Consider the following 12,903-nt stretch of genomic DNA (forward strand, 5'->3'; position numbering starts at 1 on the left):
TTCAATAGTTTGCGGCGATAGAAGACATTCAGGGCTATTTTTCAAACCCCTTCTTGTCAATAATAGGTAAAGCCTTACCATATAAGCAGTAACGCATGGAATGCTACCAATATTGGGTAGCGTCGCCTCTATCCCCCCGGTCGATTGGGTATGTCTGCAACCGTTTTCGATTCTGACGACGCCCTGCTCAACTTGCTACGCAAGCGTGGCAGTGTTGAGATCACCGAACTGGTCGACGCCCTCGGCGTCACGGCCACGGCGGTGCGGCAGCGGCTGACGCGATTGATGGACGATGGTCTCATCACTCGCGAAGAGTCCGAGCGGCGAGGTCGTGGACGTCCGCGTCACTCGTACCAGCTGACCGAAAAGGGAAGGCGAACCAGCGGAAACAACTACGCCGATTTGGTCGACGTGCTCTGGGCGGAGATTCGTGCTATCGAAGATCCGGAAATCCAGGCCGGGTTGCTCAAGCGGATTGCGACTCAACTAGCATCGCGGGCCGGCGAATTGTCGGGCGCAACGCTGGGAGAGAAGATGCAAAATCTCGCTCAGATGATGCAGCAACGGCGGATTCCTTTTGAAGTCGAAATGAAATCGGATGAGCTGCCAGTGCTCACGGCCATGGCCTGTCCCTATCCTGAACTCGTGGAGCAGGACAAGAGCATCTGTGCAATGGAACGAATGCTTTTTTCCGAGGTGCTTGGTGAATCGCTCAAGCTCTCCGGGTGCCGCCCTCAAGGCGACAGTTGCTGTTCGTTCGAACCGAGTCGTGCAGGCGACGACTCTCTAAGCGATCCACTGCCCGAAGAGAACTAACTACAGGTCGCCAGACTGCTGGTTACCACCGACACCAAGACAAAAGATACAACCGAAGATACTGCAATGCACGAGCCATGGATTGAAGGCCGTTTTGAGGAAGGCGTTGTTACCACCACGGTGGAGCAAGCCATTAACTGGGCGCGTCAGTCGAGCATTTGGCCGATGACGTTCGGCCTGGCCTGTTGTGCCATTGAAATGATGGCTGCGGGTGCGGGCCGGTTCGATATGGACCGCTTCGGCGCTGGGGCGTTTCGTGCGACCCCGCGTCAAGCCGACCTGATGATCGTAGCAGGAACCGTGACTTACAAAATGGCCAGTCGAGTCCGCCGACTCTATAACTTGATGCCCGATCCCAAGTTCGTGATTGCCATGGGAGCGTGCACCGTGGGTGGTGGTCCTTACTTCAAGTATGGATACCACGTTGTGAAGGGGGTCGACCTGGTGGTGCCGGTCGATGTGTACGTGCCAGGCTGCCCTCCCCGCCCCGAGGCCTTGCTCGAAGGGCTCATGCGGATCCAAGACAAGATCAACGGTCACCGAATCGCCAAGAACGGTTCGGGCAAGCTGAACGACGAATTGCCGATTCCTCACCACTCGGGTTACGTCAGCGCTCCTGCCGACGGCGAGCCGATGCGTGAGCATCAAAAAGTCACCAGCTAGCCGATCGAATCTATCTAATTACGTTTGCACATTCTTATTCTTACTACCTACGCACCGAAGCGAAACTTCGAAAGACAAAGACTTTTATGAGTGAAACGCTGAAAATTACCGATTTGCATGTTGCCGTTGAGGGTAAGCCGATCCTGCGAGGTGTGAACCTGACGATTCAGCGTGGCGAAACCCACGCGTTGATGGGCCCCAATGGTTCGGGCAAGAGCACGCTTGGTAACGCCATCATGGGGCACCCCAGTTACGAAGTAACCGGTGGCTCGATTGAAATTGATGGCGCAGATCTCCTGGAAATGGATGCCTCGGAGCGTGCCCGCGCTGGTGTGTTCATGGCCTTCCAACGCCCGATGTCGATACCCGGCGTGAAGATGGCCGACTTCCTGCGTCACGCGGCTACCAACGTTCGCAATCCGAACCGCAAGGAAGGCGAAGACCTGATCCCGATGCGTGAGTTTCGCCGGGAACTGAAAGACAAGATGTCGCAGCTTCGCATGGACGAAGAGTTCGCGCGTCGCTATGTGAACGATGGCTTCTCCGGCGGCGAGATGAAGCGTGCTGAGATTCTGCAGCTGGCGATGCTGCGTCCCAAGTTTGCCATTCTCGACGAGACTGATAGCGGTCTGGATGTCGACGCGGTGAAGCTCGCCAGCCAAAGTATCGCCGAGATTGGCGGTGCCGAGATGGGCATCCTGATCATTACCCACCACGACAAGCTGCTGGAAAACAACACGCCCAATTTCACCCACGTGATGATGGGTGGCCGGATCGTCGAAACCGGCGGCGTGGAACTCGCTCGCGAATTGTACACCGAGGGTTACGATCGGATTCGTGCTGCTTACCCCGAAGCGGCTGCCCTCGATGCCGAGTTGTCCGAAGAGCAGGCCACGGCCTAATCTCAACGCCCTTGTTTTTTGGTCATACCTATTAGGTGGTGAAGTGCCCTCGCGGCCTTTCACCTGCTTCCCTACCTAGACTATTCGGCGACCCAAACGCCAAGCGAAAGACAGATTATGTCCACAGACGTAGCTACCCCCATCGAACAGCCTGTGATTGGCGAAATTAATAAGTACGACTTCATCACGCAAACCACCGGAGTGTTTAAGGCTCGCAAGGGTCTTGATCGTGAAGTGGTCGAGCAAATCTCGGCGCTCAAGAACGAGCCCGACTGGATGCGGAAGTTCCGCCTCGACTCGCTCGATATTTTCGAGTCGAAGCCGATGCCGAATTGGGGTGGCAACATCAAACTCGACTTCCAAGATGTCTATTACTACCTGAAGCCGACCGATGGGCAAGGCAAGACCTGGGACGACGTTCCTCAAGAAATCAAAGACACGTTCGATAAGCTCGGCATTCCCGAAGCGGAACGCAAGTTCCTGGCTGGCGTGAAAGCCCAGTTTGAGAGCGAAGTGGTTTACGGCTCGTTGCAGGAAGACCTCGCTAAGAAGGGCGTGATCTTCACCGACACCGATACCGCAGTTCGGGAGCATCCCGAGTTACTACGCGAGTACTTCGGCAAGATCATTCCGCCGGAAGACAACAAGTTCGCCGCGCTCAACTCGGCCGTATGGTCAGGCGGTTCGTTCATCTATGTTCCTCCCGGAGTGAAGATCGACTTCCCGCTTCAGGCTTACTTCCGCATTAATGCCGAGAGCATGGGCCAGTTCGAGCGGACGCTGATCATCGTCGACGAAGGGGCCGAGGTGCACTACGTGGAAGGTTGCACCGCGCCGATGTACTCGACCGAAAGTCTGCACTCGGCCGTGGTCGAGATCATGGTGAAGAAGAATGGTCGCTGCCGTTACACGACCATTCAGAACTGGGCCAACAACATCTACAACCTGGTCACCAAGCGGGCCATGGCCTATGAAAACGCGTTGATGGAATGGATCGACGGCAACCTCGGTAGCCAGCTGACCATGAAGTACCCTGCGGTCTACATGATGGAGCCCGGTGCTCGCGGCGAGATCCTCTCGATCGCGTTTGCTTCCAAGGGGCAGCATCAGGACGCGGGTGCCAAGCTCGTGCACTGTGCTCCAAACACCTCGGGCCGAATCATTTCGAAGAGTATCAGCAAGAACGGCGGCCGCAGCAGCTATCGCGGTCTCTGCAAAGTCGAAGATGGAGCGATCAACTCCAAGAGCAACGTGGTTTGCGACGCGTTGATTCTCGATCCCGACAGCCGCAGCGATACCTATCCCTACATTGAAGTCGAAGAACAGCAAGTTCAGATCGAGCACGAAGCAAGCGTTTCGCGCATCGGCGAAGAGCAACTGTTCTACCTGATGAGCCGTGGTTTGACCGAAGCGGAAGCAAGCTCGATGATCGTTAGTGGCTTTATCGAGCCGTTGATCAAGGAACTGCCGATGGAGTACGCAGTGGAAATGAACCGCCTGATCGAACTGCAAATGGAAGGCAGTGTGGGCTAATCGCACCTGCTTCGCGAATCCCTCCTGCACTTGGCGTTACGTGGTTTAGTCGTGCTACCGTTGGTTCGTTGATAGACGATCCCCTGCAGTGCCAACCGCTCTCTGCCACCGATCCAGACAACCCACCTAACGAAGGTTTCACCAGACACGAATGACTGCTGCATTGGAAATCCAAGGTTTTACCAAGACTGACTTCGAGGCGTTCCTCGCGGCTCGCCCCAACGAACCGGCCTGGCTGGTCGACATGCGTCGCCAGGCTTGGGATCGTTTTGAGCAGCTCGACTGGCCTGCCCGCAACGATGAAGAGTGGATGCGTACCGATATTCGCATGTTCCACTTGAACAAGTTTGCGTTGCCGATCGAGCCGACCGAAGCCCCATCGCTGAATCCCGGCTTGCTGACGCACGACGTCGACCTGGGGGGGCAGCTGGTTGGTTATAACAGCCAGGCCGCGAGTGATTCGTTGTCGGACTCGCTCGCCAGTACTGGTGTGCTGTTCGGTAGCCTCGATCGTCTGGTGTGCGAGTACGCCGATTTGCTGCGGCCGTTCTTCGAACGTCACGTGGTCGATCCCGCCAAGGATAAGTTCGCTGCCTTGCACGCAGCCTGCTGGAGCGGCGGCACGCTGCTTTACGTGCCGAAGGGAGTCGCTATTTCGGAACCGCTACACGCCCTGTCCGCACTCGGCGATGGCGGCACCGACCTTTCCAAGACTTTGGTGATTCTTGACGACGGTGCCGAAGCAACACTGCTGACCGAAACCGCCAGTACCTCCCCGACCGCGGGCGGATTACACTGCGGTTCGATCGAGCTGATCGTGGAGCCCAACGCCAAGCTGCGATATGTGAATTTGCAGAACTGGTCGCACAATGTCTGGCATTTCGCCCATCAACGAGCGACGGTCGATCGCAATGGTTCGCTACAGTGGACCATCGGCGCGCTCGGCAGCAAGCTGGCCAAGGTGAACCAGCAAGTTGCCCTGACCGGCCCCGATGCCGATATTCAGGTCAACGGCGTTATGTTCACTGAGGGACGTCAGCACCTGTCGTACAATACCCATCAGCATCACATGGCTCCGTACTGCCGCAGCGACTTGCTTTACAAGTCGGCTCTGCAAGACCGCTCGCGTACTGTCTGGCGTGGCATGATCAAGGTCGATGTTGCGGCTCAACGCACCGACGCTTACCAACGCAACGACAACCTGATGCTGGCTTCGACCGCCCGCGCCGACTCGATTCCGGGGCTGGAGATCGAAGCCGACGACGTCCGTTGCACCCATGGTAGCACCTCGGGTCGTGTGGATGAGCAGCAGGTGTTCTACGCGATGACTCGCGGCTACACCCGCACCGAAGCGATTCGCTTGATCGTAGCTGGCTTCTTCCAACAAGTGTTCGATCGGATTACGATTGAGTCGGTTCGTAATGCCTTGGGCGACGCCATTGCACGGCGGGTGCAAGACTTGGACAGTGCTGCCGCGCCGCAGCTTGAAGGATAGCACTCGATGTCAGACTTTGTTTCGGTAGCCAGCGTGGATAGTTTCGCCGATCCCGATCGGCAGTTGGTAGAAGTTGACGATCAACTGGTCGTGTTGGTGCACGCGGGTGGCAACTTTTTTGCCCTCGACGATGTTTGCACCCACGACGGTGGTCCGCTGAGCGATGGGGCCATCGACCCGGAAGGTTGCACGATTGCCTGCCCACGCCATGGAGCGAAGTTCGACCTAGCCACGGGGGCGGCGAAAACCATGCCGGCCACCAAAGCCACGAAAGCACACGAAGTGAAAGTGGAAGGTGGCCAAGTTTACGTACGCTTGGCAGATTAGTTTGCCCAGGTCAGTTGTGGCAGCAATCCCTCTGCTAGCGGGGCGTCGCTAGACCACTCCATCCACAACTCAATTCACCGGTGCGGAAGCAAACGAGCACCGCAATTCATCAGGATCTATCATGCCGATTGCCGAAGACCTTATCCGCGAATCGCTGAAGCAAGTGATCGACCCCGAATTGTTCGTCAACATCGTAGACCTGGGGCTGATTTACGAGATTAAGCAAGACGAGCAGGAAGACGGCACCAACCATGTAACTGTCGACATGACGATGACGAGTCCGGCCTGCCCGGCGGGGCCGCAGCTCATGGCTCAGTCGAAAGATGCGGTCGAGAAACTTGATGGCGTCGACGAAGTTGAAATCAAGCTCGTGATGACTCCTCCTTGGACTCAAGACCGCATGACCGAAGACGCCCGCGATCAACTCGGCATTTTCTAGATTCGAGCCACGACGTTGAACCTCTTTATCTACGAATGGGTATGCGGCGGGGGATATCTCGACCGCTTGGGTTCTGCCCCGGATTCCCTGCAGCGCGAAGCGTGGGCGATGCTCTCGGCCCTGGTGGCCGACTTTGCTGCACTCGACGGCTGCCAAGTTGCAACGCTCGTCGAGCAAGCGTACGCCGAAGGTATCGACGCGAAGGTCGAAGTCCGCCTTGCCGACTCCGAGAGAGCTCGCAAGTCGCAGTTTGGCAAACTGGTTCGCCAGGCCGATTACACAGTGATCGTCGCCCCCGAGTTCGAAGGTATCCTTTTAGGACTGGCTGGGCGAGTCGAGAGACTTGGCGGTCGACTATTAAGCCCCGATGCAGCATTTGTCGAAATCGCCAGCGACAAGCAGTCGACCTACGAACGGCTCTACAAACCTCGCATCGCTACGCCCCGCGGGTCGGTGTTGATGTCGGGTGAGCGGTTCGGCGACGGAATGCCCTACCCGATCGTGGTAAAACCGATTGATGGTTGCGGATCGCTCGGCGTCGTGCGACACGACGGTCCCGGTGCTTGCCCGCTGGAATCGGCCGCTTACCGGTGGGAGGAGTTTGCCGAGGGACTTCCCGTGAGCGTTGCCTTTCTCTGCAGCGGAGAGCATCGTTTGACGCTCGAACCTTGCGTGCAGCGGCTCAACCAACCGACCGACTTCACCTACCTCGGCGGGGAGCTTCCGCTCTCGCCTGAACAGTCGCAACGCGCCCACACGTTGGCCGCCCAGGCGATGGATGCGCTACCTACGACCACTGGCTACGTAGGAGTCGATCTGGTGCTGGGAGACGCCCCAGATGGCTCCGACGATAAGGTGATCGAGATTAACCCGCGTTACACGACCTCGTACATTGGACTCCGCGCGGCAACAGAAGCGAATCTGGCGGCCACGTTGCTATCGCTGGTTACCGACGGCGCGGCCGCGGAACCAACCTTCGACAAAGCAGTGGCCTGGAACGCGGATGGCACACTTACCTCGGTAGAGAGCGCGGATCGATGACAGGGTGGCTCGGTATCGATGTTGGGGGAGCCAACCTGAAAGTGGCCGACGGCTCGGAGTTTGCCCATCACCAGCCCTTTGCCCTTTGGCAACGGCCCGACGAACTGGCAGAGGCCCTCACGGGGCTATTGCAACAGAGCCCCGCTTGCGAGGCCATCTGCGCGACGATGACAGGCGAGCTGGCCGACTGCTACGAAACAAAACGCGATGGGGTGCTGCACATTACCAACGCCCTCTCCGAAGCGGCCGGCGACCGCCGACTAGTAATCTACGCGGTGGATGGTAGTTTTCAATCTTCGGCCAGCACCTTCATCAATCCGCTCCGCGCGGCCGCCAGTAACTGGCACGCTCTCGCCCGGTTTGCGTCGCGGTTCCTGCCCAATTCCACGGGGCTGGTGATCGATATCGGTTCGACCACGGCCGACATCATTCCCGTGATCGCAGGAGAGGTAGCCAGCCAGTCGCAAACCGATTTCGATCGGCTCGTCGCTGGCGAGCTGGTGTATACCGGGGCGAGTCGCACGCCGGTGGCCACCATCGTGAGCTCGCTACCTTACCGTGGTTTGCAGGTGCCGGTCGCGGCCGAGTTCTTTTCCACCACCGGCGACGTGCAAGCGATCCTTGGCTATCCGCTGCCCGACGATGCGGAGTCGGCCGATGGTCGTGGCTTCTCGCAACAGGAATGTATCGATCGGCTCGCACGGCAAATCTGTGTCGATCGCGAGTCGTTTAATCTGGAAGATGCGATCACCGCCTGCCAATACATTCTTCCGCACCAACTGTTCCCACTGGAGATGGCCGCACTTCGAGTGCTTCGCTCGTTCCCCTCAGGGGAGGTTCCCGTCATCATTTCCGGCTCCGGCGAGTCGCTCGCCCGGCAGTTGGTCGCCCGACTTCCGCGTACCACGCTGGTCGGTTCCCTTGGCGAACAGATTGGCGAGGTGCCGAGCAGCTGCGCGGCGGCGGTGGCCGTCGCCCGCTTGGCGATGGAGCAATTTTCGTGATCGTTAATCCGGCTCTCGAGGTCGTCAAACTGGGGGGAAGCCTGCTCGCCCGCCCCGACCTCGTGCCGGCGGTGCGGGCCTGGCTGGCAGATAATCAAGATCGTCCGGTCGTGTTTGTGGTCGGCGGCGGATCGCTGGTCGACCACCTGCGTGAGGTCTGCCGCACGATGCCGGTCGACGACCACACTGCCCACTGGCTGGCGATCGACGCCATGGAGCTGTCGGCACACTGGCTGGCTTGGCGAATCCCCGAGCTGGCCACGGTTGCTCACTACGACAAGGCGGCTGCAATAAAAGACACGTGCCGCACATCCGTGATGCTTTGCGGCTTGTTTTTAAGGGAAAACGAACCACTTCTTCCTGGCACCCGGTTGCCGATTGGCTGGCAGGTGACCAGCGATTCCATCGCCGCTCGGCTGGCGGTCTGCCTGGGAGCGAGTCGGCTGACCCTCATCAAATCTCGCGCGGCCACCGCGGCCGAGTCGACCGACTGGCATCAGGCCACCCGCAGTGGGCTGGTCGATGCGTTCTTCCCGTCGCTGGTCGGCGAGCTGACCGAAGTTCGGGTGGTTACGATCTAACCGATTGTGCCTTCGATTCCCACTTCGTTTGTTGACACCACCCCTGTCCGGCAAGTACGATGGATGCTTCTACGGAACTCCCCGCCTACGGTCCCCTTCCTTGCCTGGCGGGTACAACTCGGAATAACTCCCGTCGTCCTCTGCGTACTTCTCGTTGAGAAGGATCGCGGTGGTCCGACCACCTAGCCGTTGTATAACGGTCCCACCTAAAAGGAGAAGGAGTTCGACGCGTGTCTTCATCGCTAGACTCAAAGTACGCTGGAACGATTTCCAGCCCACGGAAGATTGCTCTACTTTCGTTGACAACCCTACTGGCAATCGTGTTCGTGCACGCGCCGGCCTTGGGGTACGACAAAGAAAGTCCCGAAGTGCGGGCAATGGTCGATAAGGGCAAGGCCTATCTCGAGAAGCACTCGGAGGACCCCCGGCTGGGAGCCAAGTGCCTGGTGGCCATCGTCTTCATTAAGGAGGGCGAGAAAGACCACGCTCTGGTAAAAATCGCCCTGGATGCCTGTCGCGAAGCGGCCGCCAAGAACGAACCCGAAGACGTTTACTCCAACGGCCTGGCAATCATCTTTCTGGCCGCGCTCGATGCCAAGGCTCATCGCAATCAGTTGCAGTTCTTTCTGAACGCGATGCAGCGTCGCCAAAAACCTCATGGTGGTTGGGGCTACGACGTCAAGCCGACCGGTGATACCTCGCAGTCGCAGTACGGCTGCCTTGGCTCTTGGGAAGCTTTTCAAAAAGGCATGCCGATCAACGTGGGCTCCATCGATGGCGTCGCCAATTGGTTGATCAACACCCAAGACCCCAGCGGTGCCTGGGGATATCAGGGCAAAGTTGGCTCGCCCGACAAACTGGAGGAACAGGAAGAAATCACCTGCTCAATGGTAGCTGCTGCCATGGGTAGTATCCTGATCTGCGCCGACCTGGTCGGTATTCTCAAGCCGCACGCGGCCGAGGAACTTGAAGACCAACTGCCGACTGGTTTTACCGTGAGTAGTGATCGTGACAATAATCGTCCGCGATTAGGTGGCTCGAGCATCAACCCTCGACAACTCCTGCTCGCTGTCCAACGAGGCAATGCCTGGATGGACAAGAACTACGAAGTCGAGATCAAGCAATACACGTCGTATTACATGTATGCCCTCGAGCGTTACAAATCGCTGGCGGCGATTCTCGATGGCAACATCGTTGACCAACCGGTCTGGTACAACAATGGCGTCGAGTACCTGATGAAGACGCAAAGCTCGCGTGGCAGCTGGGATACCGGTTGCGGCGAGCAGTGCGATACTGCGTTTTCTATCCTGTTTTTGATCCGCTCGATGGAATCGGAACTCAATAGCCTTGAAGGTTCGGCCATCGCTGGTCGTGGCGTTCCCGTTAACATCAGTAATCTGAAAGTAAGTGGCAACGACCTGGTGGCTCAGCAGGCGCAGACCGAGATCGACGAAATCATCGGCGATTTGGACGACGAAAAGCTCGCCAAGCTCGAAGGCGTGATCAACGGTTCCGGTACCCTGAACATCGGCAATGTCGATGAAAAGAGCATCCGCCGGCTGAAACAGGTCGTCCGCAGCGGCGAACCGGCCGCCCGAATCGTGGCAGTAAAAGCGCTGGCCCAGACTGGCGATTTCGACCACGTTCCTACCCTGCTCTACGCACTGGCCGACACCGACAAAACCCTGGCACGCACCGCTCGCGATGGGCTGCGGTTCGTTAGCCGCCGATTCGAGGGCTTTGGCCTTAAGGACAACTTTAGCCGCGCCGAACAGTTGGAAGCGGTCGACAAGTGGGTGAAATGGTATTCCGGGGTTCGTCCCGATGTACCGGTTGTACTGGAGTAGCCCCCGCCCTGCCCCCTTTGCCCTAGTTATTATTTCAACCCCAAATATACTGGGGTTACCTCCCTCCCCCCTCAACCAGGAAGGCTTGAACCATGAGTGCTGCAAACAGTCCCGGGACTGCGGCCGCCGGTAAGCATTACCGCCTGCAAGTGAACTCGTTCGACCGAGTTTCGAGCTTGCTGGTATCGCTGCTGGTGTTGGTGGGGACCACCGTTGCGGTGATGGTGATCATCTTTGTCTTTCGCCGGTTCAGCCCCGATATGACTCAGGCTGTCGTAATTCCGGTTTCCAAAGCCCGCGGCGAACCGCCAAAGGGATATGCCGAAGACCTGGAACCACCAGGGCTCGAGGATGCTCCGACCGACATGCCGCCGGAGCTGCAGGAGACTCTCAAAGAGCTGACCAACGCGATTAGTTCGAAAACCGCCATGATTTCGAACGACACCTTCCGTGCCGACAAGCAAGCTGGCTACGGTACTGGTAAAGGTCATAAGGACTACGACGGCACCGGCGGCGAAGGTGGTAACGACCCGCCGAAGGAAATGCGGTTCGACGCCAGTTCCGAAACCGACTACGCACGGATGATCGACTACTTCGGCGGCGAACTGGCTGTGATTGTGCCGCGGGAAAAGAAGATCTACTACGCCAAGAATCTGGCGAACGCCAGGCCAACCACACGTGTTGGCACGCCAGTTGAAGAAAACAAAGCGAATCGTTTCCGCTTCCTAGCGAGCGGTCCTCCGCTACAGCCCCTGGAAGTCAAACTCGCCCGCAAAGCAAACATCATGAAGGCGAATGCCATCGTGGTGGTGTTCTATCCCGAAGAGTTTGCCACCAAGATCTACACGATTGAGCAAGCGGAAATGCGGAAGAACGGACACAAGTCGATCGACGAGATCGATCGCACGATTATTCGCGTGTCCAAGCAAGGTAGCGATTACAACTTGAATGTCGAAAAGCAAACTTACTTTTAGTTCACTCCTACTTTAGAGATTCGATGGACGTCCTATTTAATGTTGTTGGCATCGTCGTGTACGTCGCCTTGGCGCTGCTCGCGCTGTGGGGTGCCTTCTGTGCCGTGATTGTTTGGCGACGCGTAGGCCAGGTTCGCTTTAGCGACGAAGAGGAACAAGAAGAGTTCCTCACCGAACTCGATGGCACCCTCGGCCAAGGCAACTACGCAGAAGCGGTCGCCTTGTGCGAAGAAGATCGTCGGGCGCTGCCACAGCTGGCCTTGTTCTCGATCGAGAACCGCGAGATCGGCATCGGCAAACTCCAACGCCGGTTGTGGGAACGCTTCCAGCAAGACGTGCTCTCCGATATTGAGCATCGCTTGAGCTGGGTGGCCACCGTGGTGAAGAGTGCCCCGATGGTCGGGTTGTTCGGTACCGTGCTTGGTATGATGGGTGCTTTCCGTAGCATCGCAACCAGCGAAGGTGGTGCCGACCCCACAACGATGGCCGGTAACATCATGCTCGCCCTGATCACCACCGCGTGTGGTCTGGCGATCGCGGTGCCGCTGTTGATTGTCACCAATAGCATCGTGGTTCGCATTCGCAAAATGGAAGACCTGGTTGGTCTTGGTATCGGTCGACTGATCGAAACGCTGAAACTCGCTTTCGGTCGTTCGCGTTAGTCGCTTGATTTGCCACTGCCCAACTTCGCTCCCCTACCCCCACCGATTCGGCTATGTCCATTAACGATAAACTCGACTCCGTCGTCATGAAGCGTGCCGACGACTCGGTTATCATGACTGAGGAGGACGACGATTTTGCTCGTCCTGAACGTCCGGCGCGCGATGCCGACGACCTGGACATGGATATCACGCCGATGATCGACATCACCTTTCTGTTGTTGATCTTCTTCCTGGTGTCGTCGACCCCTGACCAATCAACCCCTATCAAGCTGCCGCAGGCCAAGCATGGTAGTTCGGTGAGTCAGCGGTTCTCCACCATGATTTATGTGGGCCAAGGGGGCATCGATTCGGCGCCGGTCTTCAAAGGGGATGCCAACAACCCGACCGAAGAGTTCTCGCGCGACGCCGAGCGTCGTGAAGAACAAATCGGCGAGTACATTCGCGCCGGGCTGGCCGAAGACAAACTCGATGTTGTGATCAAAGCCGATCGAACCGTGCCTTGCGGCAGTATCGACGGAGTGCTCAAAGCGGTGTCGAAGGTGGAAAAAATAAAACTCCATCTCGGTGTGCTGGAGCCCAATTCGTAAACGGCGCCGGGGTGAGTAGGTCTTGGGGCAGG

General features: G+C 57.8%; 14 protein-coding genes. All 14 read left to right on the top strand.

The features are described from left to right. Nucleotides 1-150: 150 nt before the first annotated feature. Complete coding sequence (locus Pan181_RS12945) at nucleotides 151-816, top strand: helix-turn-helix transcriptional regulator (RefSeq protein WP_145247233.1); 666 nt, start codon at nucleotides 151-153, stop codon at nucleotides 814-816. A gap of 66 nt (nucleotides 817-882) precedes the next feature. Then, nucleotides 883-1,479 carry an NADH-quinone oxidoreductase subunit B gene (locus Pan181_RS12950; RefSeq protein WP_145247234.1) on the top strand — a complete coding sequence of 199 codons (597 nt, stop codon included), beginning with the start codon at nucleotides 883-885 and terminating at the stop codon, nucleotides 1,477-1,479. A gap of 86 nt (nucleotides 1,480-1,565) precedes the next feature. Next, nucleotides 1,566-2,381: a Fe-S cluster assembly ATPase SufC gene (gene sufC, locus Pan181_RS12955; protein ID WP_145247235.1), complete on the top strand. Its 816-nt coding sequence runs from the start codon at nucleotides 1,566-1,568 to the stop codon at nucleotides 2,379-2,381. A gap of 117 nt (nucleotides 2,382-2,498) precedes the next feature. After that, nucleotides 2,499-3,914 carry a Fe-S cluster assembly protein SufB gene (gene sufB, locus Pan181_RS12960; protein WP_145247236.1) on the top strand — a complete coding sequence of 472 codons (1,416 nt, stop codon included), beginning with the start codon at nucleotides 2,499-2,501 and terminating at the stop codon, nucleotides 3,912-3,914. 151 nt (nucleotides 3,915-4,065) lie between these two features. Further along, entirely contained in the window at nucleotides 4,066-5,409 is a 1,344-nt protein-coding gene (sufD, locus tag Pan181_RS12965; RefSeq protein ID WP_145247237.1) for a Fe-S cluster assembly protein SufD, read from the top strand. A gap of 6 nt (nucleotides 5,410-5,415) precedes the next feature. Then, on the top strand, nucleotides 5,416-5,736 hold the full coding sequence (locus tag Pan181_RS12970; protein WP_145247238.1) for a non-heme iron oxygenase ferredoxin subunit: 321 nt from the start codon (nucleotides 5,416-5,418) through the stop codon (nucleotides 5,734-5,736). Between the two features lie 121 nt (nucleotides 5,737-5,857). After that, the gene (locus Pan181_RS12975) at nucleotides 5,858-6,175 is read left to right on the top strand and encodes a metal-sulfur cluster assembly factor (protein ID WP_145247239.1); all 318 of its coding nucleotides are present in this window, start codon (nucleotides 5,858-5,860) and stop codon (nucleotides 6,173-6,175) included. A gap of 15 nt (nucleotides 6,176-6,190) precedes the next feature. Continuing rightward, nucleotides 6,191-7,216 carry an ATP-grasp domain-containing protein gene (locus Pan181_RS12980; protein ID WP_145247240.1) on the top strand — a complete coding sequence of 342 codons (1,026 nt, stop codon included), beginning with the start codon at nucleotides 6,191-6,193 and terminating at the stop codon, nucleotides 7,214-7,216. Continuing rightward, nucleotides 7,213-8,220 carry a hydantoinase/oxoprolinase family protein gene (locus Pan181_RS12985; protein ID WP_145247241.1) on the top strand — a complete coding sequence of 336 codons (1,008 nt, stop codon included), beginning with the start codon at nucleotides 7,213-7,215 and terminating at the stop codon, nucleotides 8,218-8,220. Before Pan181_RS12980 ends, Pan181_RS12985 begins: the two co-directional genes overlap by 4 nt. Then, nucleotides 8,217-8,801: an amino acid kinase family protein gene (locus Pan181_RS12990; RefSeq protein ID WP_197529225.1), complete on the top strand. Its 585-nt coding sequence runs from the start codon at nucleotides 8,217-8,219 to the stop codon at nucleotides 8,799-8,801. The genes Pan181_RS12985 and Pan181_RS12990 overlap by 4 nt, the downstream gene beginning before the upstream one ends. A gap of 230 nt (nucleotides 8,802-9,031) precedes the next feature. Next, nucleotides 9,032-10,648 (top strand): hypothetical protein, encoded by a 1,617-nt coding sequence (locus Pan181_RS12995; RefSeq protein WP_145247243.1) that lies wholly within the window; start codon nucleotides 9,032-9,034, stop codon nucleotides 10,646-10,648. 92 nt (nucleotides 10,649-10,740) lie between these two features. Further along, nucleotides 10,741-11,622: a hypothetical protein gene (locus Pan181_RS13000; protein WP_145247244.1), complete on the top strand. Its 882-nt coding sequence runs from the start codon at nucleotides 10,741-10,743 to the stop codon at nucleotides 11,620-11,622. 23 nt (nucleotides 11,623-11,645) lie between these two features. Next, on the top strand, nucleotides 11,646-12,284 hold the full coding sequence (locus Pan181_RS13005; RefSeq protein WP_145247245.1) for a MotA/TolQ/ExbB proton channel family protein: 639 nt from the start codon (nucleotides 11,646-11,648) through the stop codon (nucleotides 12,282-12,284). A gap of 53 nt (nucleotides 12,285-12,337) precedes the next feature. Continuing rightward, nucleotides 12,338-12,871 (top strand): ExbD/TolR family protein, encoded by a 534-nt coding sequence (locus tag Pan181_RS13010; RefSeq protein WP_145247246.1) that lies wholly within the window; start codon nucleotides 12,338-12,340, stop codon nucleotides 12,869-12,871. Nucleotides 12,872-12,903 lie beyond the last annotated feature (32 nt).

Source organism: Aeoliella mucimassa, from assembly GCF_007748035.1.
Taxonomy (GTDB): domain Bacteria; phylum Planctomycetota; class Planctomycetia; order Pirellulales; family Lacipirellulaceae; genus Aeoliella; species Aeoliella mucimassa.